Source organism: Micromonospora sp. 050-3 (assembly GCF_046549335.1).
Lineage (GTDB): Bacteria > Actinomycetota > Actinomycetes > Mycobacteriales > Micromonosporaceae > Micromonospora > Micromonospora trifolii.
Genome location: NZ_JAJPVX010000001.1, coordinates 1,640,045 through 1,665,035 on the forward strand (window position 1 = coordinate 1,640,045; position 24,991 = coordinate 1,665,035).

At 69.4% G+C, this 24,991-nt stretch carries 20 protein-coding genes; 10 read left to right on the plus strand and 10 right to left on the minus strand.

Annotation, left to right across the window (positions count from 1 at the left end; genetic code table 11):
- Positions 1-8: 8 nt before the first annotated feature.
- The 3 genes from ACLJOK_RS07450 to ACLJOK_RS07460 all read right to left on the minus strand — a co-directional run bounded on the left by ACLJOK_RS07450 (position 9) and on the right by ACLJOK_RS07460 (position 4,931).
- Positions 9-452, minus strand: a complete 444-nt coding sequence (locus ACLJOK_RS07450; protein WP_410817106.1) for a hypothetical protein — start codon at positions 450-452, stop codon at positions 9-11.
- A 235-nt stretch (positions 453-687) separates the two neighbouring features.
- Positions 688-3,204, minus strand: a complete 2,517-nt coding sequence (locus tag ACLJOK_RS07455) for a right-handed parallel beta-helix repeat-containing protein (RefSeq protein ID WP_410817107.1) — start codon at positions 3,202-3,204, stop codon at positions 688-690.
- Positions 3,205-3,314: 110 nt separating this feature from the next.
- Positions 3,315-4,931: a family 16 glycoside hydrolase gene (locus ACLJOK_RS07460; RefSeq protein ID WP_410817108.1), complete on the minus strand. Its 1,617-nt coding sequence runs from the start codon at positions 4,929-4,931 to the stop codon at positions 3,315-3,317.
- A gap of 833 nt (positions 4,932-5,764) precedes the next feature.
- Here ACLJOK_RS07460 and ACLJOK_RS07465 point away from each other — a divergent pair.
- Positions 5,765-7,747 carry a polysaccharide lyase family 1 protein gene (locus ACLJOK_RS07465; protein ID WP_410817110.1) on the plus strand — a complete coding sequence of 661 codons (1,983 nt, stop codon included), beginning with the start codon at positions 5,765-5,767 and terminating at the stop codon, positions 7,745-7,747.
- 69 nt (positions 7,748-7,816) lie between these two features.
- Here the strand turns inward: ACLJOK_RS07465 and ACLJOK_RS07470 are convergent, their stop codons facing one another.
- The gene (locus ACLJOK_RS07470; protein WP_410817111.1) at positions 7,817-8,770 is read right to left on the minus strand and encodes an AraC family transcriptional regulator; all 954 of its coding nucleotides are present in this window, start codon (positions 8,768-8,770) and stop codon (positions 7,817-7,819) included.
- A gap of 224 nt (positions 8,771-8,994) precedes the next feature.
- On the opposite strand from ACLJOK_RS07470, the gene ACLJOK_RS07475 reads away from it, so the two are divergent.
- The 4 genes from ACLJOK_RS07475 to ACLJOK_RS07490 all read left to right on the plus strand — a co-directional run bounded on the left by ACLJOK_RS07475 (position 8,995) and on the right by ACLJOK_RS07490 (position 13,954).
- Entirely contained in the window at positions 8,995-10,536 is a 1,542-nt protein-coding gene (locus ACLJOK_RS07475) for a flavin-containing monooxygenase (protein WP_410817112.1), read from the plus strand.
- A gap of 115 nt (positions 10,537-10,651) precedes the next feature.
- Positions 10,652-11,851, plus strand: a complete 1,200-nt coding sequence (locus tag ACLJOK_RS07480; RefSeq protein ID WP_410817114.1) for a low temperature requirement protein A — start codon at positions 10,652-10,654, stop codon at positions 11,849-11,851.
- A gap of 159 nt (positions 11,852-12,010) precedes the next feature.
- Positions 12,011-12,907 (plus strand): acetyltransferase, encoded by an 897-nt coding sequence (locus ACLJOK_RS07485; protein ID WP_410817116.1) that lies wholly within the window; start codon positions 12,011-12,013, stop codon positions 12,905-12,907.
- A 75-nt stretch (positions 12,908-12,982) separates the two neighbouring features.
- Positions 12,983-13,954, plus strand: coding sequence for an alpha/beta fold hydrolase (locus ACLJOK_RS07490; RefSeq protein WP_410817117.1), 972 nt, complete (start codon positions 12,983-12,985; stop codon positions 13,952-13,954).
- A gap of 31 nt (positions 13,955-13,985) precedes the next feature.
- On the opposite strand, the gene ACLJOK_RS07495 is transcribed toward ACLJOK_RS07490, so the two are convergent.
- A complete protein-coding gene (locus ACLJOK_RS07495) occupies positions 13,986-15,365 on the minus strand; it encodes a serine hydrolase domain-containing protein (protein WP_410817118.1) in 1,380 nt (459 codons plus the stop codon).
- Positions 15,366-15,489: 124 nt separating this feature from the next.
- A complete protein-coding gene (locus ACLJOK_RS07500; RefSeq protein WP_410817120.1) occupies positions 15,490-16,164 on the minus strand; it encodes a TetR/AcrR family transcriptional regulator C-terminal domain-containing protein in 675 nt (224 codons plus the stop codon).
- 122 nt (positions 16,165-16,286) lie between these two features.
- On the opposite strand from ACLJOK_RS07500, the gene ACLJOK_RS07505 reads away from it, so the two are divergent.
- Positions 16,287-16,805 carry a hypothetical protein gene (locus ACLJOK_RS07505; RefSeq protein WP_410817121.1) on the plus strand — a complete coding sequence of 173 codons (519 nt, stop codon included), beginning with the start codon at positions 16,287-16,289 and terminating at the stop codon, positions 16,803-16,805.
- 112 nt (positions 16,806-16,917) lie between these two features.
- On the opposite strand, the gene ACLJOK_RS07510 is transcribed toward ACLJOK_RS07505, so the two are convergent.
- The 4 genes from ACLJOK_RS07510 to ACLJOK_RS07525 form a co-directional block, all read right to left on the minus strand.
- On the minus strand, positions 16,918-17,619 hold the full coding sequence (locus ACLJOK_RS07510; protein ID WP_410817122.1) for an aldo/keto reductase: 702 nt from the start codon (positions 17,617-17,619) through the stop codon (positions 16,918-16,920).
- Between the two features lie 162 nt (positions 17,620-17,781).
- Entirely contained in the window at positions 17,782-18,699 is a 918-nt protein-coding gene (locus ACLJOK_RS07515) for an NADP-dependent oxidoreductase (protein ID WP_410817123.1), read from the minus strand.
- Positions 18,700-18,786: 87 nt separating this feature from the next.
- Entirely contained in the window at positions 18,787-19,164 is a 378-nt protein-coding gene (locus tag ACLJOK_RS07520) for a nuclear transport factor 2 family protein (protein ID WP_410817124.1), read from the minus strand.
- Between the two features lie 11 nt (positions 19,165-19,175).
- Positions 19,176-20,279, minus strand: coding sequence for an aldo/keto reductase (locus ACLJOK_RS07525; protein ID WP_410817125.1), 1,104 nt, complete (start codon positions 20,277-20,279; stop codon positions 19,176-19,178).
- Between the two features lie 132 nt (positions 20,280-20,411).
- Between ACLJOK_RS07525 and ACLJOK_RS07530 the strand changes: the two genes are divergently transcribed.
- From ACLJOK_RS07530 to ACLJOK_RS07545, 4 genes are all read left to right on the plus strand, one after another.
- The gene (locus tag ACLJOK_RS07530) at positions 20,412-21,023 is read left to right on the plus strand and encodes a TetR/AcrR family transcriptional regulator (protein ID WP_410817127.1); all 612 of its coding nucleotides are present in this window, start codon (positions 20,412-20,414) and stop codon (positions 21,021-21,023) included.
- Positions 21,024-21,236: 213 nt separating this feature from the next.
- Positions 21,237-22,877 carry an ABC-F family ATP-binding cassette domain-containing protein gene (locus ACLJOK_RS07535; RefSeq protein WP_410817128.1) on the plus strand — a complete coding sequence of 547 codons (1,641 nt, stop codon included), beginning with the start codon at positions 21,237-21,239 and terminating at the stop codon, positions 22,875-22,877.
- A 77-nt stretch (positions 22,878-22,954) separates the two neighbouring features.
- Complete coding sequence (locus ACLJOK_RS07540; RefSeq protein ID WP_410817130.1) at positions 22,955-24,058, plus strand: LacI family DNA-binding transcriptional regulator; 1,104 nt, start codon at positions 22,955-22,957, stop codon at positions 24,056-24,058.
- Positions 24,055-24,990, plus strand: a complete 936-nt coding sequence (locus ACLJOK_RS07545) for a carbohydrate ABC transporter permease (protein ID WP_410817132.1) — start codon at positions 24,055-24,057, stop codon at positions 24,988-24,990. The genes ACLJOK_RS07540 and ACLJOK_RS07545 overlap by 4 nt, the downstream gene beginning before the upstream one ends.
- Position 24,991: the final 1 nt, after the last annotated feature.

A 24,991-nucleotide genomic window follows, 5' to 3' on the forward strand; every position in this document is an offset into this window, starting at 1 on the left:
CGTACGCGTCAGCCAGCTGACGGTCTCGCGGGCTGCACGTCCACCATGGTGAGACCGGCGAGGTAGTTCTTGACCAGAAGCCGGGGACGTGCGGCTAGGAGAAGGATGGCTTGCGAAAAAATATTGAGGTCCGCATTCGCGCCGGCCACGATGATGACGACGATCACGCCGATCACCCACATGCCAAAGGCGAGCACGACGAGGGCGGGCGTGGCCCAGCGTCGGTTGAGCAGTGCGGTCGCGGTGGCGAGGACCATCAGCAGGCAACTGAGGGTACCTACTGAGCCGGTCACGAACGTCGAGCCGCTGGCCAGACCGCGGCCCGGCTCGTCGAGGGCGAAGTAGAGCAGGAGCGCGCACAGGGCGCCGATGCAGAGATAGAAGAAAAGGCCGAGGGCGACGCCGTTGCGGGCCGTCCGCGCATTGGGCGGGTGGCGGTTGAGGCGAATCATCAGGAGCCGACCATGCGCGCGAGGCATCGCGTGCCGTCGGTGTGCGTGGCTGTTGCGGCACCCCACGCGACCCGGGCCCCGATCATCGCCCAGCGCGTGCTGTCGAGAGCGTTGCTCACCTTCGGCACGCGGACACCGTACCGCCAGAGGGTCAGCCTCAGGGGCCCGCTCAGCGGAGGGCGGGGCGGCGGCCTGGTGGCCGCCGCCCCGCCGATTGGTTTGGTTGGTTGGGTTGTCAGACCGTGATGCGTCCGGCGCCGGCACCTGCGGTGACGCTCGCCTTCACACCGCTGGCGGCGTCAAGCTGGTAGGAGTAGGGGATGGCCGCGACGTCGCCAGAGCTCTCCGGTACACCGGAGTTGACGAAGACGTTGTCGCGCTGGACGAGGTCACCCGGGTCCGATTCGGCGTAGCCGACAGCGGTCGGCCGGGTCACGTTCTCGAAGTAGTTGCCCTCGACGAGCACGCCGGCGCCCATGGTGGACGCGACGCCGTAGTCAGCGCCGAAGTAGTAGTTGTTGAACACGTGCACCGGGTCGCCGAACCGGACCCGGGGGTGCCGCTCCTTGCTGCCGTCGAACCAGTTGTGGTGGTAGGTCACCCGAAGGTGCCCGATGTCGGCCGTGAAGCCGTCGTCGTGGCCGAGCAGCATGCTCTTTGTGTGGTTGGTGACCCGGTTCCACGAGACGGTGACGAAGTCGGACTCCCGCTTGATGTCCAACGCGCCGTCGTAGCCGCCGTCGAAGGTGTTGTGGTCGATCCAGACGTTGCGCGAGTTCTGCACGTTGACCGCGTCGTCGTCCCAGCCCCGGAAGGTGAGGTTACGGATGATGACGTTGCTGGCGCTGCTGACGTTCAGGCCGTTGTCCAGCGTGGCGTTGCCCACGCCGAGCACTGTCTTGTTGGAGCGGACGTCGTTCATCTTGTCCGGCATGGTGAGCGAACCCTGCACCCGGATGATCAGTGGTGATGCCGATTCCAGGGCGTCGGCGAGCGCCGGGCCGTCGGAGACGGTGACCGTCTGACCACCCGCGCCGCCGGTGGTGCCGCCGTTCTGGGTGGCCCAGCCGACCAGGCCGGTCTGCGGCGGGGTGGTCGGGGGAGGCGTGGTCGGGGGAGGCGTCGTCGGGGGCGGGCTGGTCGGCCCGCCCGGCAGGCCGACCTTGCCAACCCCGGCCTGCGCGGTCACGACGGCCTTGATGTCGCAGGCGGTGGTGATGGTGTACGCGTACGGCGGGTTGGTCACGCTGCCGCCGGTCTCACCCGTGCCGGAGTTGATGAGGCAGTTGTTGCGGGCGACGAGCCGACCGGGGCCGGAGTCGGCCTCGGCCAGGTGGTACGGGTCGTCGACGTTCTCGAAGTAGTTGCCCTCCACGATCACGCCGGAGTTTTCCGTCGCGGCGATCCCGTAGTCACCGGTGTTGAGGTAGTAGTTGCTGTAGACGTGCACCTGGTCGCCGAAGCGGACCCGGGGGTTGCGCTGACGGGTCTCGTCGAAGAAGTTGTGGTGGTAGGAGACCTTCAGCCGCCCGGTGTCCTGCGCGGCGTTGCCGTCGTCGTGCCCGAGCAGCATGTTCTTGTTGGTGCCGTCGGCGTGGTTGTAGGACACCGTCACGTACGACGAGCCGCGCTTGATGTCGAGGCCGCCGTCCGAGCCGGTGGTCCAGGTGTTGTGGTCGATCCAGATGTGGTGGGAGAACATCTGCACGTTCATCGCGTCGTCGGCCCAGTTGCGGAAGTTGAGATTCCGCAGGATGACGTTGTGCACGGCGTTCGCGGGTGGGCTGGTGACCGCGTTGTCGATCGGCAGGCCGATGTTGAGGCCGCCGCCGGTGAAGCCCGAGTTGGCGCCGAGCCCGACGATTGTCTTGTCCGAGGTGACCTCGTGCATCGGGCCGGGCAGTGCGATCAGCCCGCTGACCTGGATGATCTTCGAACCGGCCGAGGCGGCCTCGGCAATGAACTGCGCCGCGGTGGTCACCGTGACGGTCGGGCCGCCGGCCCCGCCGGTGGTGCCGTTCTGACCCCAGGCGTCGACCGAGGCCCAGCCGTCCGCCACGTTCGTGCCCGGGTCACCGGGCGGTTCCGGCGTCGGGTCGGTCGGGTCTGGCCCGGGGGTGGCGCTGGTGACCTGCACGTTGTCGAAGTTCGCGCTGGCGTTGAAGGTGGCGACACCGATCCGGCCGCTGGCGAACTGGCTGTCGGTGGCCTCGGTCAGCAGCGTGCCGTTGACGTAGCCCTTCAGCGAGCTGCCGGCGACGTCGATCCGCAGCGTGTACGCGGTGCCGACGGTCACAGTGGTCGCGGCGCTGTCCAGCGTGGTGCTGGAGCCGCCGCTGAGCCGCTTGAGCTCGACGGTGTTGTTGCTGCGCAGGGCCAGGTAGTAGTAGCTGGTGCTGCTCTGCGCCCGGGCCAGCAACGCGACGAAGCGGTTGGAGCCGTTGAACGCGGTCGGCTTGACGGTGGCCTGGACCGAGTAGTCTGTCCAGCTCGCCGTACCGGCCAACGACCGGGCGTCGCTGCTGGTGCCGGACTGTCGGTAGACCCGGGAGCCGTCGGTGGCGACCGTCCAGCTGCCCCCGGACGCGGTCCATCCGGTGGCGTTGCCGTCCTCGAAGTCGTCGGTGAAGAGGGTGTCGGCGTAGGCGCCGGTGGCGCCCATGCCGAGGGCGAGGGTGACCGCGGCGAGCGCTGCCCCGATCGTGAGCAGGAGACCTCGGCGATGCTTTCGCCAGGTTTCGGTGGTGTGCACGGAACCTCCTTGGTGGTGGTGGTAACAAATCGATGAGCATCGATTTATGAGAGTGGCGTGGTCCCTTGTCGACGGGGACCGGTGCCGTGGCCCGGCCCCCGTCGCCGCTGCTAGAAGCCGAGCTTGCCGGTTCCGGAGCCGGCCGAGACGACCGACTTGATCGTGTTCGGATCGGTGACCGTGTACGGGTAGTAGGCGCTCGGCTCCTGCACCGAGCCACCCGCGTCACCCGGCTCGCTGGTGCCGGCGAGCACGTTGTTCCGGGCGATCAGCCGACCCTTGGACCCGGCGTAGCTGATCGACCACGGCACCTCGACGTCCTCGAAGTAGTTGCCCTCGACCACGCAGCCCGAGTTGAGCTGGCAGGCGACCCCGACGTCGGTGTTGTAGACGAAGTAGTTGTTGAAGACGTGCACCGGCTCGCCGAAACGGACCCGCGGGTTGCGCTGCGGGGTCCGGTCGAACCAGTTGTGGTGGTAGGTCACCTTCAGATAGTTGGTGTCCTGGGCGGCGTTGCTGTCGTCGTGTCCGAGCAGCATGTTCTTCGTGTGGTGGTGGGTGTGGTTCCAGGAGACGGTGACGTAGCTGGCGCCACGCTTGATGTCGATCAGCCCGTCATAGCCGTACGCCAGGTCGTTATGGTCGATCCAGATGTGGTGCGAGAACATCTGCACGTTTATCGCGTCGTCCACTGTGTTGCGGAAATTGAGATTGCGGACGATCACGTTGTGCACCGCGTTGGCGGGAGGGCTGGTCGCGGTGCTCACCGGCAGGCCGATGTTCAGGCCCCCGCCGGTGATGCCCGAGCTGGCGCCCACGCCGACGATCGTCTTGTCCGAGGTCACGTCGTGCATCGGGCCGGGTAGCGCGATCACGCCGCTGACCCGGATGTTCAACGCGCCGGCGGTGCCGATCGCGGCGAGGAACTCGGCGGCGGTGTCGACGGTGACTGTCGGACCGCCCGCGCCGCCGGTGGTGCCGTTCTGGCCGAGCGCGTTGACCGACGCGAAGCCGATCGGCGGTGCGCCCGGGTCCAGTGGCGGCTCGGTGGGTGGCAGTGTCGGCTCGCCGGGCGGCTCCCCGGGCGCTCCGGTCTCGGTGTCCACCCGGACGTCGTCGAAGGACGCGCTGGCATACGACGTGGCGAGCCCGGCGCGGCCGGCGGCGAAGGCACTGTCGGTCGCCTCGACCACCAGCACGCCGTTGACGTAGCCCCGCAGTGTGGTGCCCACGGCCTCCAGGCGCAGCGTGGCCCAGCTGCCGGTGGTCACGCCGCCGGTGGCCGAGTCGAGCGCCACCGGGTCTCCACCGGCACGCCGGAGCAGTTGCACGCCGCCGCTGGCGGTCACCGCCAGCGCGTAGTAACTGCTGCTGTTCTGTGCCCGGGCGATCACCCCGACGTGCCGGTTCGTGCCGCCGAACCCGGTGGGTCTGACCCGCGCCTGGACGCCGTAGTCCGCCCAGCCGGCGGCGGAGGTCAACGCTCGGGCGTCGCTGCTGGTGCCGGACTGCCGAAAGACCAGTGAACCGTCGGTCACCACCGACCAACTGCCCCCCGACCGCGACCAGCCGGTCGAGTTGCCGTCGGAGAAGTCGTCGCTGAGCAGCGTGTCGGCGAAGGCGGGCGGGGTGGCGACGAGCACCGCTGTGGCGGCAAGCGCTCCGGCGGCGAGCGCCGCCGCGATCAGCCGGGGCCTCGGCCGGCCCCGAGGTTTCGGTGATGTCATCGTGGACCTCCCTGGTGGTGGTGGCGGTCTCAGATTTTCGATTCCGTAACGGATACGAAACGAGCCATACACGAACGGTAGGGAGACGCACTGGCGAGAGTCAACAAATTGAATGTGCAGGTATGTTGCAGCCTATTTGGGCAACACTTATCGCCCGGCCGCTGGCGGTCGAGTCGGCAGGCATTCGGTCCGGTTTTCACCGAACGATCGTGCCCGTTCTGTGCGGCAGTCGGATGCTGTTGTGCGGCTGCCGTCGTTCAGTTGTCGATTCCCGATGCGCTCTTTTGGAGGTCGGTCGAGCTGTCGGTGACGCAGGTCCGGTCGTCGGTCCCGGCGGGTGTCGGCGCGGCGCGTTGCCACCCGGTGGGCGGGTGGCCGGGGTGGGCGAGACGGCCTCGATCAACGGGCCGGGCTGGCACCCGTACGCACCTCCCGAGCCTGCAAAGGTTTGCAGCGAAGTAAGCACGGAACCGCGACCAACGTCAATGCTCTGTGGCGAACCTGCGGCATTTATCCCCGTTGACGGGGGAGGGGACCGTCACGCTGACCTTCGGCGGCTGCTAGATCAGCAACGTAGACCATGATCAATGCGACAACCGTTTGCAGAAAATCAAGATCTGTTGATTGACATGAATTAATCGCCGCGCCTAGCATGGGTGCCGGAAAGCGCTTTCCGCCCCCGCACCCCACCGCCACGGATCGCCGGCCGATCCGGCGCTGGCCCGTGCCTGGCGACGCCGACGTCCAGGCGTCGCCGACCGGTCCGAGCACGCCGCCGCGGCCCGTCGGACCACGCCCGGTCCGCGTTCCGTCCCGCGAAAGGCAGCAGCCAGATGCTCTCCACGCCCGCTCGCCGCATCCCGCCGCGCTGGTGGTCACCCGCCATCGTCGGCCTCGTCGCCGTCCTACTCACCCCACCCGGGCTGGCCCAGGCCGCCCGCACCGCAGCCTCGGCGGACCCGGCAACCAGAGCCGTCGCCGGCCCCGCCGACGGCTTTGCCAGCGTCGCCGCGCTCGGCCAGACCGGCACCACCGGCGGAGCCGGCGGACCCACAGTCACCGCCACCACCGCCGCCCAGTTCCTGGACTACATCGCCCGGCCGGGGCCCCACGTCATCCAGGTCGCCGGCACCATCAATCTGCCCGCAGGCAGCAACGACGGAATGCACAACGTCGCCTCGGACAAGACCATCATCGGGCTCGGCGCCACCGCCACGCTCTCCGGCGGCGGGTTGAACATCGGTGTCCCCGTCGACGACGACGTCACCGCACCGCCGGCGAACGCCGTACACAATATCATCATTCGCAACCTGCACCTGACCGGCGCGAGCGACGACCTGATCAACGTGCAGATGTTCTCCCACCACATCTGGATCGACCACAACGAGTTCTCTAATGGTGATGACGGTGCGGTTGACATCAAACGGGGCTCCGATTTCGTGACCGTCTCCTGGAATCACTTCCGCGATCACGACAAGACGTTGTTGCTGGGTCATGACGAGGACGCCGGCCCGCAGGACATCGGCCGGCTGCGGGTCACCTATCACCACAATTTCTTCGACCGTTCCGACCAGCGCAACCCCCGCGTACGGTTCTCCGCGTTGGCGCATGTCTACAACAACTACTACTACGACAACAGCTACGGCGTCGCGTCCACCTACGACGCCGCCGTGCTCATGGAGAACAACTACTTTTATTCAGTGAACAACCCCGGCCGGGTGGACTTCAGCGGCGATCTGGGCCGGATCGTGGCCCGGGGAAACATCCTCGTCGCCTGCAACCATCCGATCGAGACCCGGGGGACCGTTCCCGATCCACGTGACTACTACCCCTACCAGCTCACCCCCGCCGCCGACGTCCCGACCACAGTTCCGGCCGGCGCCGGGGTGGGCAAGCTGTCGTCGACACTCGCCGCTGCCTCGCCGAGCGCGGTGCCGGCCGGACAACCGGGCGGGTTCGCCAGCGTCGTGGCGCTCGGTCAGAACGGTACGACCGGCGGCGCCGGAGGCCCGGTGGTCACCGCGACCAACGCGGCGGACTTCCTCGACCACATCGACACCATCGGCCCGATGGTCATCCAGGTCAGCGGCGTGATCCGGATCAGCAGTAAGCAGGGGGTGCGGCCGCACAAGACGATCATCGGCGTCGGGAACGCCGAGATCACTGGGGGTGGGCTGGACTTCTACCGGTCGTACAACGTGATCGTCCGCAACATCAACTTCACTGACGCCGAGGACGACGCGATAAACGTCGGCCAGAACTCCCACCACATCTGGATCGACCACAACCGCTTCGCCGGCGCGATCGACGGCTCGGTCGACATCGTGCGGGGCGCCGACTACGTGACGGTTTCCTGGAACCACTTCGACCACGCCGACAAGAGCATGCTCATCGGGCATTCCGACGGCTCGGCGTCCACCGACGTCGGGCACCTCAAGGTGAGCATCCACCACAACTTCTTCGACCACAGCCGCCAACGCCATCCCCGGGTCCGGTTCGGCGAGCCGGTGCACGTCTACAACAACTACTTCCTCGGCAACACCCTCTACGGCGTGGCGTCGACGGAGAACGCCGGCGTCCTGGTCGAGGGCAACTACTTCCGGGACGTCCCGTACCCGCTGCACTCCGCGAGCGGGTACGCCGACAGTGGCCCCGGCCGTGCCGTGCAGCGCGGCAACGTCTTCGTCAACTCCGGCCAGCCCGAGACCGCCGGCACAGTCGTCGAACCGGGTACCTACTACCCGTACCAACTGGACCCGGCGGCAAACGTTCCGGCGCTGGTCGTCGCGGGTGCCGGGGTCGGCCGGCTGACCTGACGCCCCGCAGGTCGTACCGTCCGCTGGTGCCAGCACGCGGCCCGGACGGTACGACGCGGGACGGCCCGGTCAGCGTCGCAGTGTCGCGGACGGTGACTCCCCGAATCGCGTCCGGTACTCGGTCGCGAACCGACCGAGGTGCACGAAGCCGTGTTGCAGGGCGACCGTCGTCACGGACATCCCCGGCGGGGCCGAGCGGAGCGTGCGGTGCGCCGCGTCGAGCCGGCAGGCCCGCAGGTACGCGGTCGGGGTGGTCTGCAACTCACGGCGGAAACAGTCCTGAAGTGTCCGCACGCTCACCCGTAGCGCCTCAGCGACGTCACCGACGGTCAGTGCCTCTTCATGGTGTTCGGAGATCAGGGCGCAGGCCCGGCGGACGAGACGCCCGGGGTGGGCGTGCTGGCCCGGCTCGGCCAGCAGGTGGGAGTGGCTGTGCTGATGGGCCAGCAACAGCTTGCCGATGAGCCCCTGTTCGAAACGGGCGGCTACCTGTGGGTGGTCGAACAGGGACGCGTCCGCCGGCTGAGACAACTCGTCGGCGAGGAACGCCACCCCGCGCGCCCACGCCTGCGCGGTCGGCGTGGTCATGAGCATGCCGACGTCGAGGCGGACCGGGTCGTCCACCGGGTGGCCCAGCAGACGGGCGAGTTCCCGGTCGACCGCGCGCCGGTCGGCGTAGAAGATCCGGTGGGGCGAGCCCTCGGACCACCGCATGTCCGAGGGGTCGTACGGGGACAGGACCGAGGCGACGTCGGGGGTCGAGGTCACGGTCTGACCGGCGTGCCGGACCATCGTGCTGCCGGCGCCGGGAATCTGGACGAGGTAGAAGCTCTCCAGCGCGGGCGGTTGAATGCGCACCGCCTGCCCGTAGTCCAGGTCGATGACACCCACCCCGCCCGCCCGGCGAGCCGCCATCCGCAGTTGCACGTTGTGCACACCCGGCTGTGGGGTGAGCCGGTGTGGACAGAAGACCCGACCCACCTCGGCGCGAGCCCGGTCGACGTCGTCCGTGCGGACCGTCACCGCATCCATCCGACACCTCCCGGGCGTCCCGTCGCGCTGACCGTAAGGCGTGACCGGGCCGGACCAGACCCGAAAGCCGTCGACCCGACAGGAAAAGAGTCCGGCCGCGTACCGCGGATAGCGCCCGCGTCGCGCGGATAGCGACCATCCCGGCCTGCTCGCTAGCGTGCGAGCACCGCGGGCGGTCAGCGCCGGCACAGTTCGCACGTCCTTCGGAGGAGATCATGAGGATTGCCGTCGTTGGTGCCGGATTCGCCGGTGTGAGCGCAGCGAAGGTGCTGCGGCAGAGCGGATTCGACGTCACAGTGTTCGAGCGCGCGCCCGACGTCGGTGGGGTGTGGAGTCGTACCCGGCGATACCCGGGCCTGCACACCCAGAACGACAAGGGCACCTACCACCTCTCCGACCTGCCGATGCCCGCGGACTACCCGCAGTGGCCGTCGGGTGAGCAGGTCCAGCGGTACCTGGAGAGCTACGTGGAGAAGTTCGGGCTGGCCAGCGCGCTGCGCCTGTCCACGGAGGTCGCATCCGCCGAGCTCGTCAACGACGAGACCGGGTGGCTGGTCACCTCGCGGCCGGCGGGCGCCCAGGACCCGCTGACGGTCGAACGGTACGACCACCTGATCGTCGCCAACGGCATCTTCTCCGACCCGTTCGTCCCGTCCTTCGACGGGCACGCGAGCTACGCCGCCGCCGGAGGGCGCGTGCTGGCGACGGGGGAGTTCCACGACATCGAGGCGGCCCGAGGTAAGAACGTCCTCGTGGTCGGGTACGGCAAGTCGTCCTGCGACGTGGCGGTCCCGGTGAGCGAGGTCGCCGCCCAGACCCACGTGGTGGCGCGCGAGCTGCTCTGGAAGATGCCCCGCAAGCTCGGTGGAGCGCTCAACTACAAGTACCTGCTGCTCACCCGGATGGGTGAGGCGCTCTTCCGCTACCTGCACCTGAAGGGCTTCGAGCGGTTCCTGCACGGCCCGGGGAACGGTCTGCGCCAGCGCATGGTCGACAGTGTCGGCTCGGTCGCGACCCGGCAGTTCAACCTACGCGAGTTGGGTCTCGTGCCCAACGGCAGCTTCGAGGACATCGCCCGCAGCACGGTCAGCCTCGCCACCGAGGGCTTCTTCGAGCGGGTCACCGACGGCCGTATCGCCGTGCACCGGGAACAGGTGATCACCGAGTTGCTGGTCGACGGCGGCCGGCCCGCCGCCCGCCTGGCCGACGGCACGGTGCTCCCCGCCGACCTGGTGATCTGTGGCACCGGCTTCCGCCAGCACGTGCCGTTCTTCGACGACGCGTTGCACGCCCGGCTCCAGGACGACGCCGGTAACTTCATGCTCTACCGGCAGATCCTGCCGATCGGCGTGCCGCGGCTGACGTTCGCCGGCTACAACTCGTCGTTCTTCAGCCCGCTCAGCGCGGAGATGGCGGCGGTCTGGACGGCCGCGTACCTGCGGGGTGGGATCACCTTGCCGACCGAGGTCCGGATGCGTGACGAGGTGCGCGCCCGGCTGTTCTGGATGACGAAGCGCACCAACGGACGGCACGCTCGCGGCACGAACATCATTCCGTTCTCGATGCACAACGTCGACGAGGTGCTCGACGAGTTGGGGCTCAACGTCGGCCCGCTGACCCGGGCCCGGCAGTGGCTGTTCCCCGTCGACCCGGGCTCGTACCGCAGGGTGACGGCACAGATGATCCGCCGTACCGCCGACCCGGTATCGGCCATCAGCGACGGGGACCCGATGAAGATGGATAAAATACGCAGATAGGGATCAAGCGGGGCCGGTCGGCGAGGGAGGCTCGGGGACGATGGCAGCGGAACAGGGTCACCACAGCGGTGTACCCGTGCCGGCGGCCCTGGCCGGCTGAGCTGTCTCGCCGTCCGTGCTGACGCGCACCGAGTTCCTTCGTGGGCTCGGGGACAGTAGGAGCCCCCGCTCGGCGACCGTCCTGGAACTGCTCTTCGACATCGTCTACGTCTTCGCGCTGGCCCGCCTCGCCGGGCGGGTCGCGGACGACCTGACCATCGTCCGGCACACGCTGCTGTCCGAGGCCGGCCAGACCGTCCTGTTCTTCACGGCGATGTGGATGATCTGGTCGCTCAACGCCCTGCTGGCGAGCACCTACGACCCTCGGCGCCCCGATCTGCAGGCCGTCCTGCTGGCGACGATGTTCGGCACGCTGGTACTGGCGGTAACTCTGCCCCAGGCCTTCGGCCAACGCGGCGTCGTCTTCGCCTGCACCTACGTCGTCATCCAGGTGGGCCGACCGCTCTTCCTGGCGTTCGCCCTGCGGGGTCACGCGGGTCAGGCGTTCGCGCTCCGGGTGCTGACCTGGCACCTGGCGTCCAGCGTGCTCTGGATCAGTGGCGGCATCAGTGGTGGTCTCGGTCGGGGCGTCTTCTGGACCCTCGCTCTCGCCATCGAGCTGATCGGCGCCGCCACCACCTACCCCCTGCCCCGCATGGGCAAGTGGCAGCTCACCAGCCTGGGGGTCACCGTCTCGCAGGAGCACCTCGCCGAGCGGTACAACCAGTTCTTCATGATCGCCCTCGCCGAGGTGGTGCTCGAAGCCGGGGCGGCGGTCAGCTTCCCGGGCTTCTCGACCGAGGGAACCATCGTCCTCGTCGCCTCGTTCGTGGCGGTCGTCTCGTTCTGGCGGATCTACTTCTACCACGTCAGGTCCGGCCACGCCTCGACCCCGAGCGGGGAGGGGATCCGACTGTCGCGGTTTGCGAGCTACAGCCTGCTACTGATCGTCGGTGGCATCATCTGCACCGCCGTCGGCTTCGGGCAGGTCATAGAGGATCCGCACCCGCCGATCGACTGGGCTCTGGTGGCCATCATCTTCGGTGGCCCGGTGCTGTTCCTGATCGGGCGGAGCAGCCTGGAGCGGGAGGACCGGTCCGCGCCGCGGTGCCGGGCGCTGTATTTCGGCGTGGTGGCGCTGGTCGTGGCGGCCCCGGCGATGGTGCTGCTCCCGCCGGTCGCCGTGGCGGCCGTCGCGGCGGTACTCCTGGCCGGCATCACCGTGTACGACCAGCGAGCCCACAAGCGTGGGTCGCAGACCAACCCGACGCTGTGACGATCCATTGCGGGCCGGCGACCAGTCCGCGTATGGTCGTCGGGCACGCCGTCGAGCTGGAAGGAGGTCAGAACAATGTCCGATGTTCTGCGCCCCCTCCGCGCTCCGGCGTCCGCGCGGATCTGATCCGGGGCGCGCGCTTCCCGGAGGACCCAACCCATGACTCATCTGGTCATCCGTCCGCTCGTCGCGGGCGAGGAAAACCTGTTCGACTCCATGCCTGATCCGCTGCCCCAACTGCGCCAGGTCGCGTACGCCGACGGGATCGCCGGCGGCGGCTACCGACCCGAGAACACCTGGGTCGCGCTGCGCGCCGGCCGGTTGGTGGGCCGGGCCGCCTGGCTCCTTCCGCCGGGCGCCGTCGGTGCCCCGTGGTTGGACCGGTTCGATCTGGACGCCGAGCCGGAGGTGGGCGCCGAACTGCTGCGCGCCGCCCACGAGGCACTGGGCGGTCCCGGTCTGTACTACGCCGCGCTGCCGGCGCACTGGCGGCGTCGGCCCGAGGTGCTGGCCGTGGTGCGGGCGCCCATGGAGGCCGCCCGGCTCGCCGGGTTGGTCGAGCGGGGGGAGCGGCTCCGCTGCTCCTGGGCGGGCACCCCCCTGCCGGCGTCCTCCGGGCAGTACGACTTCCGCGCGCCCGTCGACGTGGCGGAGGTCAGGGCCCTGGTCGCCCAGGTCGCCGAGCCGGACGTGCTGACCGGCGTCGAGATCGCGCGGGTGGTCGGCGGCGTCGACCTCGCCACCGACCCACTGGCCTGGTTGGGCGAGAACACCGAGGAATGGCGTATCGCCCTGGCGGCCGGCAATCCGGTCGGGCTGGTCGGCACAGCCGGAGACGCCTGCTACCCCCTGCTCGCCTATCTCGGCCTCCTCGACGAGGCGGCCCGGCCCGAGCTGCTGGCCGAGGCGGTCCGGGTGCTGACCGCCGGCGGTGCCCGCGAGGTCATCGCCGATGTGGAATCCCACCGCGTGGCGGTGCTGGCGGAGCTGGAGCGGACCGGCTTCCGGCAGTTGCGCTCCCGGGTCGTCTTCGCCCCGTCGAACAGCCAGGAATAGCTGACCGGGTGCGCCCGGTCACCCGGGCGCACCCCCTCAGCCGACGCCGAGCGCGGCCCCTGTCAGCATCGGACCATGCCGGAGATCATCGCGCTTCTCGTCGGCGGGTTGGCGCTCGTCGGGGTGGCGGTCGCCGGGCTCTACCTCTGGCCGGTGGGCCGCCGTGGGCTACGGGTCGCGCCGGCCCGACCGCTCGACTTCGACACGGCCACCCGTGCCGCCGCGGCCACCATCGCCGCCGAGGCGGCCGATCCGGAGGTGCGACCGGAGTCGCACAGCCGCCTGCTGAGCCATGGCTCCCGTACCGGCCGGGCCGTGCTGCTGTTGCACGGGTACACCCTCGCGCCCGAGCAGTACGAAGGGCTGGCCGAGGAGTTCTTCGACAGTGGGTACAACGTCTGGGTTCCCCGGGCTCCCCAGCATGGGACCGTCGACCGGCGGGCCCACCACCGGGTCGAGGCCGGTGAGTTGACGGCGTACGCCGCGCAGGGATGGGCCGTCGCGGCGGCTCTGGGAGACGAGGTCGGCGTCGTGGGGATCTCCGGGGGCGCCGTGCTGGCCGCCTGGCTGGCCCAGGTGCCGGGCAACGTCGTACGCCATCTGCTGTTGCTGTCGCCGTTCTTCGGCCCGAATCCGCGACAGGCACCGGCCTACGCGGTGAAACCGCTCATCGTGCTCTACGGGCGTCGCGTCCTGCGGGACCGCGTCACGTCGCGCGGATACTCGCTCGCCGCCGTCACCCAGTACCTGACGATCGCCCGTACCCTGCCGAATCCGCCCCGGCGGGCCGGTCTGCGGACCGCAGCGGTCGCGATCAGCCCGATCGACGGCGTGGTGGACCTCAGGGCGGCGGTCGACGTGCCGCGCCGGATCGCCGACGCGAACGCGGTACCGCTGCGGGTGTGCACCCTGCCGGCGACCTTGGGCATCGAACACAACACCCTCAACCTCGCTGCCCTCGGCGCCGACGGCGACGAGTGGCGTCGGCGGTACGTCGCGCTCTACGAGGGGGAAGCGGCGTCGATCGGTCGATCGGCACAGCCCTGACCGTCCGGGCTAGGCCAGTATCTTGGACCGGTCACCGCGGGACACGCGCGAACATTCGGCCGGCGAGGTCGACCGCGACGATCACGCCGCTCTCGTCGCGGGTGAAGAAGCCGCGTTGCCCCTTCAAGCCTCCGGTGGTGACGATGTATTCGCCACCGTCACCCGGCAGGAGACCGAGGTCGGCCGGGGGAAGATCCGGGGGGAGTTCCGCGTCCGTGGCCGCGCGGATCGCCGATTTGATCCCGCATTCGATCGTCAGCGCGGCACCGTCCGTTGCGATGGTGAGCGTCATCAGGTCGTTCTCGTAGCTCCCGACGACATCCCTGGCCCGGGTGTCGTCGAAGGGCAGCGGCTCGGGATCCCGGTCGACGACGCCCAGGTAGTGCTCCAACGCCCACCGGACGGCAGCCCGGTTGAAGGCGAGGCCACCGTCCGGGCCCGCGTTGGAGAGCGTGACGATGGCGAAGTCACGGTCGGGGACGAGGAGGAGTTCGGCGAACTGGCCGTTGGCCGATCCGCCGTGCCCGACGGTGCGTACGCCGTCCACGTCGCGGAGGAACCAGCAGATGCCGAGGGCGTCGCCGAGTGTGCTGCCCCGCAGTTCGACCGTCGGCTCCGTCATCAGCCGCAGCAGCTCGGTGGGAAGCACCCGGGTGCCGTCCTGCGCGCGGCCGTCACCGAGGTGAAACCGGGCCCACCGGAGCTGGTCGGCCACCGAGGACGCGGCACCGCCGCCGGGGTTGTTGGCGCGGCTGTCCTTCCACTGTCGTGCGACGGACAGGGTTCCGTCCTCGCCGTGGTTGTGCCCCACCGCGAACCGCCGGGTCAGGACCTCGTTGGTCGTGAACGAGCTGTGTGACAGCCTCAGCGGCTCGAACAGGAGCGAAGCGATGGCCTGCTCGTAGGTGAGGCCCGTGACCTTTTCGATGATCCGCCCGGTGAGGCTGTATCCCACCTGGCTGTAGGAGGCTCGGGTACCCGGGGGTGCGATCAGGTCCGACTCGGCCATCTTCGCCACGTAAGCGGCCAGGGCGTCGTCGCCCTCTCCGGTCTCGACGTCCATTCTCCAATCCAGCCCCGCCGTGTGGTTGAGCAGCTGCGACACGGTGATCCCCGCCGCGGCTTGCTCGTCCGGGAGCAGGAACTCGGGGACGTACCGGCGCACTGGCGCGTCCAGGTCGACCCGCCCCTGTTCGACCAGGCGTACCAGCGCGGTCGCCGTGAAGGACTTGGTGACCGAACCCAACACGAACAGCGTGTCCCGGTCGACGGGCAGTGGGTTCTCGACGCTCGTCACGCCGTGGCAGGCGTACATTTCCTGGCCGTTCGCCCACACGCCGACCGCGACGCCAGGTACGCCGAATCTGGTGGCCGCCAGCTCGACGAACTCCGACAGCTTCTCCTGCGACATGTCCCGCCCCAATGTGATTTGAACTTAGTTCAAGTTGATGTTGGGGATGACACTAAGGCATGACTTGAACGGTGTGCAAGAGGGTTCGTGGATCCTTTTCCGGCATCGAGGTTCGGCCTGTGGCCTAGACGTCGATCTGCCGCTCCAGACCGTCAAGGAGTGCGTGGAGGCCGAACTCGAAGGAGTTGTCCGCTCCGGCGGCGTAGTCGGTCGCCGCCGGAGTTTCCAGGCGGGCACGCAGGCGCGGGTGACGCATGGCGATCTCCTGCGCCCTGGTCATCGCGTCCTGGAGATGTTCCTCCGCGGTGTTGTCCTCCCGGGTGAGTTTCCGGGTGAGTGATGCGGTCGCTGCGGCGCCGGCCGCGTTGCCGAGAACGTAGGTGAAGACGGCCGAGGCGGCCTGGTCGGCCTGGGCGGTGGTGAAGCCGGCCGCCTCGTAGACGGCGAGGCTGCGGTCGTCGTGCCGCGCCTTGCCCTCCCCGTAGAGGACGTGGGCGGCGAAGGCCTGCACCAGCCAGGGGTGGCGGGTGAACATCCCGTACAGGTCGGTGGCCATGGCGGTGGCCGCGGTGCGCCAGTCGACAGTGTCCAGGTCGGGCAGTGACAACTCGCTCCAGACCTGATCGGTGGCGAGCAGGACGAGGTTGTCCTTGTTCTTGACGTGCCAGTACACGGCCGTGGCCGCTGAGTCGAGGCGCTTGCCCAGGGCGCGCATGTTCAGGCCTTCGAGGCCCTCGGCGTCGAGGAGTTCGACGGCGGTGCGGACGATCTGGTCTCGGTTGAGGGTCTCGCGTGGCATGCCCTCACGGTACGCAGTTGCTTGCACAAAGTTCAACAGCTCACTTGCACAACGTTCAAGTGCTCGCTTAGAGTCGTCTCCAGGACCGCACTTGAACTAAGTGCAATACGAAGGAGAGTCCGATGAACACCCTCGCCGCCGTCATGCAGCTGCTCGTCGCCGCCGCCTTCGTCAGCATCCCCCTGGTTCGGCACCGCTTCGGCCCGGTCGCGAAGGCCGCCGCCGAGGCTGAGCTGCGTCGCCAGAACATTCGACCGGAGGTGCTCGCGGAGAACAAGCTCCGGTTCGATGCCAGCGGCCACGAAACCGCCGCCCCGGTGGCGGTCGCCGTGGTGATGACCGCCGTCGCAGCGCTCAACCTCGCGGGAGCCCACCCTGCCCAGCTGCTGACCTGGATCTTCTCCTCGTTTGTCGTGCTGATGAACGCGGTCATCGTCTACAGCAACCTCACCGCCGTGCAGTCGGTGGAGGCCGCCTTCCGCCGCAAGGGCGACTCGGAGTTGGCCCGCGTCCAGGTCGCGCCGTTCCTCCAGGCCGCCGAGAAAGCCTTCCCTGGCTGGGTGCGCGCGCAGACCTACCTGCGTAACACTGTGGTCTTCGGCGGTTCCGCCGTCGCCCTGATCGCCGTATCCCTCGCCTGACCAGGCCCCGCACGGCCAAGATCGCGCTCGATCCTGGATGGAGTGGTCTCCGCGTGCCTGCGCGGACCCCACTGTTTCCCTGATCGAGCGCGATCTTGCCCGGCGAAAGGTCCTACTTGCCGTTGAAAACCGGAGGGGCGTAGCCGGCCGGCTTGTCGCCGATGCCGAGGCCGGGGCTCACGACCCAGGACTGGGTACTGCGGGGTGAACATGGAGTAGAGCAGGGGGACTTCGGGGCGCTCGCCTCGTCGAGCCGGCGGCGGGCGTCGGCCGGGATCTCGAAGTCGAGTGCACCGAAGTTGCTGGCGAGCTGTTCGGGGCTGCTCGCCCCGATGACGACCGAACCGACGGCGGGCTGGGTGGCCACCCAGTTGATCGCCACCTGCGCCATGCTGCGCCCGAGATCGGCGGCCACGCTCTCCAGCGCCTCGATCACCTGCCAGTCGCCGGGGCTGATCTCTCGACCCGCGGCGTCCGGTTTCGTCAACCGGCCGGTCCCGCTCATGCTCTCGCCAGTCCGCCGGTACTTGCCGCTGAGCAGACCGCCGCCGATCGGGCTCCACGTGGTGAGCCCCATGCCCAGGGCCTGGGCCATCGTCACGTGCTCCGCCTCGATGTCCCGCGTGACCAGGGAGTACGGCAGCTGCACCTTGATCATCGGAGCCAGCCCGTGCGCCTCGGCGTAGCTCTGCGCCCGCGCCGCGTGCCAGGCCGGTAGGCCCTCGCCGACGCCCTGACGGGAACGTCGGGGAAAGCCGAGGACCGGTACCGCGAGGCGGTCGAGCGGTTCACGGGCGGCCAGCTCGGTCTGCAACTGGCCCGGGCACGGCTGTTGTACGGCGAGTGGCGCTGTTCCTCAGCCCTCGTACCGTCAAGGGGAACTGCGCAAGGTGTTCACCAAGCTCGGCATCGGGTCGCGCGGGGAGCTGACGGCGGCCCTGCGCGACCGCTGATCCCAGGTAAGGGACCCCCTCGTTCAGTGACTGAGCACCACCTTGCCCGACAGTCGACCGGCCGCGTGTCGGCGGTGCACCTCGACGATCTCGGTAATCGGGAGACGCTCGGTGACGCCTGCTGAGATCCCATGGGCGTCCACCCGGCGAGCGATCTCGTCGAGCTGAGCTGTGTCGCGGCGGAAGGTCATGACCATTGCGCGTACCGCCTGGTGGCGGTCCGTTGACGCCGACGACGTGATGGAGACCAGCCGGCCGCCCGGCTGGACGAGGGCGACAAGACGGTTCAGGGCGGAGCCGTCGATGGGCGCTGTGTTGAACACCGCGTCGACGGGCTCGCTCAGCCGGTCGACCGCGTAGTTCAGGAGCTGGTCGGCGCCGGCCGATTGGGCTGCCGTGATGCTGCCCGGGCCTGCTACGGCGACGACGGTGGCGCCGGCCAGCTTGGCGAATTGCACGGCCAACCGGCCCACGCCACCGCCCGCGCCGTTGACCAGGATGCGTTGACCGGGCCGTACTCGCAGGTGATCGTTGATGCCCTGCCAGGCGGTGAGCCCGGCGATCGGCAGGGCAGCGGCGTCGGCGAGCGGGATGCTCGTGGGCGCGGGGACCACCGCCGCCGCCGGCGCGAGGGTGAACTCCCCGGTGGCACCGTCCGCAGGCCGGGGCAGAGCCGCGATGACCCGATCGCCGATCGCGTGACCGGCGACGTCCGGACCGAGTTCGACGATCGTGCCAGCGACGTCGGTGCCGAGGATGTGCGGCATCCGGACGGGATGGGAGTGGTGCAGGACTCCGGCTCGGATGATGGCGTCGGCCGGGTTGAACGACGTGCCGGCGACCTTGATCAGGACCTCGCCGGAACCGGGGAGGGGCATGGGGGCCTGCTCGTACCGGAGCACCTCGGGTCCGCCGTACTCGTGCATTCGAATGGCGTACATGTCTTCCTCCGCACTGCTGCCGATGAAGCGGAATGCCCGTGGCCATGACCCAGGCCGCGGGTTCGTAGCCACGGGCACGTGGGCGAGTCAGCCGCTGACGAGCTTGCTGGCGTACTGCGGGTTGGTGTAGTCGCGCCAGGCGGCGATCTTGCCGTCTCGGATCTCGTAGATCGCCATGTTCATGACCGGCGCCACCGGCCGGCCCGGCAGGCCGAGGCCGTGGACCTGCTCGGCGATTACGACGTCGCCGTCGACCGCCTGGTGCACGGTCGCGAACTGGATCTCCGCGAACGTCCCGAAGACGCCTCGCCACACCTGCACGACGGCGTCCCGGCCGCGTACCTCATCGTCGCCGTACGCGTGAAAGACGACGTCGGGGTGCAGGTAGGGCACCAGGCGGTCCGCGTCCTTGGTGTTGAACGCCTCGACGAACTCACGAACCAGGGTGTCGTTGCTCGATGTCATCTGAGGCTCCTTCACTCGCTGGGCTGCGCGGCGGCGTTGAACACCGGCGGGGCGTAGCCGGCCGGTTTGTCGCCGATGCCGAGGCCGGGGCTCACCACCCAGGACTGGTACTGCGGCGTGAACATCACGTAGGGCGCCCCGAGTTCCGGCGCGCTGGCCTCGTCGAGCCGGCGACGGGCGTCGGCCGGGATCTCGAAGTCGAGCGCCTCGAAGTTGCTGCCGACCTGTTCGGCGCTGCTCGCCCCGATGATCACCGAGGCGACGGCGGGCTGGGTGGCGACCCAGTTGATCGCGACCTGAGCCATGCTGCGGTCCAGGTCGGCGGCCACACCCTCCAGAGCCTCGATGACCTTCCACTCGCTGGGGCTGACCTGGCGACCTCCGGCGTCCGGGTTGGTCAACCGGCCGGAGCCGCTCAGGCCGTTACCGGTGCGCCGGTACTTGCCGCTGAGCAGGCCGCTGGCGATCGGACTCCACGCGGTGAGCCCCATGCCCATGGTCTGGGCCATCGCCACGTACTCCGCCTCGATGCCCCGGCTGACCAGGGAGTACGGCAGTTGTAGGTTGATCATCGGGGCCAGCCCGTGCGCCTCGGCGTAGCTCTGCGCCCGAGCCGCGTACCAGGCCGGTACGTCGGAGAGACCGGCGTACCGGATCTTGCCGGAGCGCACCAGGTCGTCGAAGGTGTGCACGACCTCCTCGAGCGGGGTGATCCGGTCCCAGGTGTGCAGCAGGTACAGGTCGATGTAGTCGGTGCCGAGCCGGCGCAGCGACGCCTCCACGGCCCGCATGATGTGCTTGCGACCGTTGCCGCTGGCGTTCGGGTCGGACGGGTCGACGGTGTTGGTGAACTTGCTGGTGAGCACGAGCCGATCGCGTACGCCGGCCCGGTCGATCAGACGGCCGAGGATCTTCTCGCTCTCGCCGGCGGTGTAGAAGTCCGCCGTGTCGATGAAGTTCCCGCCTGCCTCCAGGTACTGCCGGAAGATCGGCTCGGCCTCCTCCTCGGTCTTGCCGTACGCGGCGTGGAACCCGTCGACACCGAAGTTCATCGTTCCCAGCGCCAGCCGGCTCACCCGCAGACCGGACCGCCCGAGCAGGTAGTAGTGGTTCATCGTGGTGCCCTCCCGATCGTGGTGTCGGCCCGCTGCGGACCGTGCGTTCCCGACCTTGGCTCGACAAAAATGGACCTGCAAGTCCAAAAACCGAGGTACTGTTGGACCCCCAGGTCCAGACCAGGAGGACGCATGACACGGGCGTTGACCCGCAAGGGCGAGGCGACCCGGGCGCGGATCGTCGCCGGCGCCGCCGCCGAGATCCGCGAGCGCGGCGTCGACGAGGTACGCCTCGAGGATGTGATGGCCCACACTGGCACCAGCAAGGGCCAACTCTTCCATTACTTCCCGGACGGGAAGGAGGGTTTGCTGCTCGCGGTGGCCCAGCACGAGGCGGACCAGGTGCTCATCGACCAGGAGCCGATGCTCAGCAACCTGACGTCCTGGCCGGCCTGGTTCGCGTGGCGCGACCGTCTGATCGAGCGATACCTCGCGCAGGGGGTGAAGTGCCCCCTCAACGGTCTGCTCGGCCAGACCGGCCGGCGGGCGCCCGCCGCGCAGGCAATCGTGACCGGGCTCATGTGGCGCTGGCAGAAGGCGATCACCGAGGGCATCCGGCACATGCAGTCGACTGGCGACATCGACCCGGACCTCGACGCCGACCGGGCCGCCGCGGCGCTGCTCGCCGGCATCCAGGGCGGGGTGCTGCTGCTGCTCTCCACCGGAAAGATCGACCACCTCGAAGCCGTCCTCGACCTCACCATCGACTCGCTGCGGGCAGGTGCCCGGACGGACGGGAGCTGAGCCGAGGCTGGCGACGCCGAGTTATTCTTGCGCCCGAGTTGTCGGAGATCGGAGCAGACGTGGCAGGTGACGACGACATCTCCGGGTGAGCACCCGGACCGGCCGCCGACGGGCGCGTGATCGCGCCTTTGTCGCCGCGGCCTCCGTCGTCATGTCCTGCTTCCGCCGGGGTGCCGGTGTGCGCCCCCGGATCGTCGTTCTCCGAGGTTCCCCATGTCTGTTCGACCTGCTCTCATCGCCCACGACCTCGTGCGGGTCCGCGGCGACCGCCGGGTGCTCGACGGCGTCTCCCTGACCGCCGCGCCCGGCCACCGAATCGGCCTGATCGGCGAGAACGGCACCGGCAAGACGACCCTGCTGCGGGTCCTCGCCGGCGTCGACGAAGCCGACTCCGGTGCCGTCACGCGCCCACCGGACGTCGGCTTCCTGCACCAGGAGCTGCCGTTGCGGGCATCCACCACCATCGCCGCCGTCCTCGACGACGCGCTGCGCGAGGCTCGCGCCGACCTCGCCGAACTGGACCGGATCGGTGTCGCGCTCGTCGACTCGCTGGAGGGCACCGAGCAGCACGACCGGCTGCTGGCCGCGTACGGCGAGGTGCTGGAGCGGGCGCAGGACCGCGACGCCTGGGACGCCGACCGGCGTGCCCGCACGGTCCTCGACGGCCTCGGTCTCGGCGGTCTGACCCACGACCGGACGGTGGGCGCGCTTTCCGGCGGGCAACGTGGCCGGCTCGCCCTCGCGTCGATGCTGATCCGCCGGCCGGGCGCGCTGCTGCTCGACGAGCCCACCAACCACCTCGACGACGCGGCGGCGGCGTTCTGCGAGGACCAGCTCCGTGCCATGCCGGGTGTGGTCGTGGTGGCCAGTCACGACCGCGCGTTCCTGGACGCGGTCTGCACCGATCTCATCGACCTGGACCCGGCGGTCGACGGGCCGGTCCGCTTCGGCGGCGGCTACACCGCGTACCTGGCGGCGAAGCGCGCCGAGGCGCAACGGTGGCGGCGGCGCTACGACGACGAGCAGGCGCTCCTCGCCGACCTGCGCGAGGCCGCCGCCGTGACCGGGCACCAGGTCGCCCACGGCCGGGGCCCGCGCGACAGTGAGAAGATGGGGTACGGGCACACCGCCGGCCGCGTCCAGAACCAGATCTCCCGTCGCGTCCGCGACGCCGCCCGTCGACTGGAGACGATCGAGCGTGACCCCGTGCCGGTGCCGTCGGAGCCGTTGCGCTTCCACGTGCCGGCGCTCGCCGTCGGCGACAGCGATGGGGTCATCGTCACGGCGGACCGGCTGGAGGTTCCCGGCCGTCTGCGGGTGGCGCACCTGGAACTCAAGTCCCGCGACCGGCTGTTGGTGACCGGCCCCAACGGCGCGGGCAAGTCGACTCTGCTCGCCGTGCTCGCCGGTCACCTGGCCGGTGCCGGAGCGCTCTGGCGACGACCGGAGCTGCGGGTCGGTCTGCTCGCCCAGGACAGCGTCTTCACGGACGCGCGGCGGACGGCCCGGCAGGTTTTCGACGCGGCCGTCGGCGTGGAGCGAGCCGCTGTCGTACCGCTGTCGTCCCTCGGGCTGCTCGCCCCGGCGGACCTCGACCGCCCGGTGGCCGACCTGTCGGTGGGACAGCGCCGTCGGCTCGCCCTGGCGGTGCTCGTCGCCGATCCGCCGGAGTTGCTGCTGCTCGACGAGCCCACCAACCACCTTTCGCCGACGCTCTGCGACGAGTTGGAGGACGCCCTGGGCGCCGGCCCGGGTGCCATTGTCGTGGCCAGCCACGACCGCAGACTCCGCTCCCGCTGGCCAGGCAGGGAGCTTTCCCTCCCGCGAGTACGGGAGTTGGAAACGTTTTCGTAACGGGCCCTTGACCTCTCCGGCATCTGCGGAGCAGACTCCCCGGAAACGTTTACAGCTATCGGGTGGAGGTGCCGGACGTGGGTCGTAAACGTTTACAGGAATCGGTGGACGGCCGGCCCACGGTGCATACCGTCGCCGCCCGCGCCGGCGTCTCCATCGCGTCCGCCTCGCGGGTGCTCAACGGCGTCGGCGGCAGCCCCGAGACGATCCGCAAGGTTCGTGAGGCGGCGGCCGAGGTGGGCTACGTGCCCAACGCGATCGCCAGGTCGTTGCAGTCCCAGCGCACCGGCCTCGTCGCGCTCGCGGTTGAGGACATCGGCAACCCGGTCTACGTAGAGATGATGCGGGCCATCGAGGCCGTTGTCGCGTCCTCCGGGCGGCAACTGCTGGTGCACGCCACCGGCGGGCGGATCGACAACGAGACCGCCCTGCTGCGACGGCTGGCCAACCGCTATGTGGACGGCATGATCGTCTCGCCGATCCGGGTCACCGACGACCACCTCACCGCGCTGGTGGACAGTCCGGTGCCGGTGGTCGTCGTCGGCCAGCTCGGCGCGGACGCCCCGATCGACAACGTGCGTACCGACTCACGGCACGGTGTGGCGCTGGCCGTGGACCATCTCGTCGCCACCGGCCGACGGCGGATCGGCTTCGTCAACGGCCCGCTCGACACCGTTCCGGGCGCCGCCCGCGACGCCGGATTCCGGGCCGCCCTGGCCCGACACGGCATCCGGCTCGACGCCGACCTGATCGAGGTCGGCGACTTCCAGTACGCGGCCGGCCGCGCCGCCACCGAGCGACTGCTCGCCCGCGCCGACCCGGATGCCCTGGTCTGCGCCAACGACCTCATTGCTGTCGGCGCGCTGCACGCCCTGCTGGTCGCCGGTCGGCGGGTGCCGCAGGACGTCGCGCTGGTCGGGATGGACGACACCGAACTGGCCCGGATGATGTTCCCCCAGCTCTCCAGCGTCTCGCTCGGCTCGGCCGAGCGTGGTCGACGAGCCGCCGAACTGCTCCTGCAACGCATTGCCGACGCCACACTGCCGCCGCGGCGCGAGCAGGTGCCGCCAGGTCTCGTCGTCCGCGCGTCCAGCGCCGCGACGCTGTCGGTCCCACGACCCGCCACCGGGCCGGCCGGCCCACCGACCACCCACCCGTCCAGCGAAGGGGTGACCGCATGACCACCCTGGCCGAGCGGCCGGACGTCGAGCGGGCCGAGTCGGCCCGCCGGCCGAACCGGTTCCGCTCCGACCGCACCACCATCTACCTTCTGTTGCTGCCGTCGCTGCTGCCGATCCTGGTGCTGTCGGTGTTCCCGCTGCTGCGAGGCATCTACCTCGGCTTCACCGACGCTCGCGCCGGTCGCAACGTCGAGGTCAGTTTCACCGGCCTTGCCAACTACCGCGAACTCCTCGGTGACGAGCTGTTCTGGAACTCGTTCAAGATCGGCCTGCTCTGGGCGGTCGGGGTGACGGTGTTGCAGTTCCTGCTCGCCCTCGGGCTGGCGCTGCTGCTCAACCAGCAACTGCGGTTCCGAGGTGTGGCGCGGGTGCTGGCCGTCGTGCCGTGGGCGATGCCGCCGGTAGTGGTCGGCATCCTGTGGAAGCTCGTCTACCACCCCGACGCCGGCCTGATCAACGAGTTCTTCCACCGCATCGGCGCCGACGGGCTGCGGACGAACTGGCTGGGCGACTTCAGTACCGCCCTGCCCGCGGTGATCATCGTGGGGGTCTGGGCGGGCATGCCGCAGACCACAGTCGTCCTGCTCGCCGGTCTGCAGGGCGTGGGTCGCGAGCTGCACGAGGCGGCGGCGGTGGACGGGGCCAGCACCTGGCACCGGTTCCGGCACGTCACGCTGCCCGCGCTGGCGCCGGTGATCGTGGCGATCACCTCGCTGGACTTCATCTGGAACTTCAACTCGTTCGGCCTGGTCTACGTGCTCACCGCCGGTGGACCAGGCGGCAAGACGATGCTGCCGATGCTCTTCGCGTACGAGGAGGCGTTCCGCTACGGCAACTACGGCTACGCGGCGGCGCTCGGCAACGTCATGGTCGTGATCATCATCGCGCTGCTCGCTGTCTATCTCCGTCGCCGGCTCAGGGAGGCGAACTGAC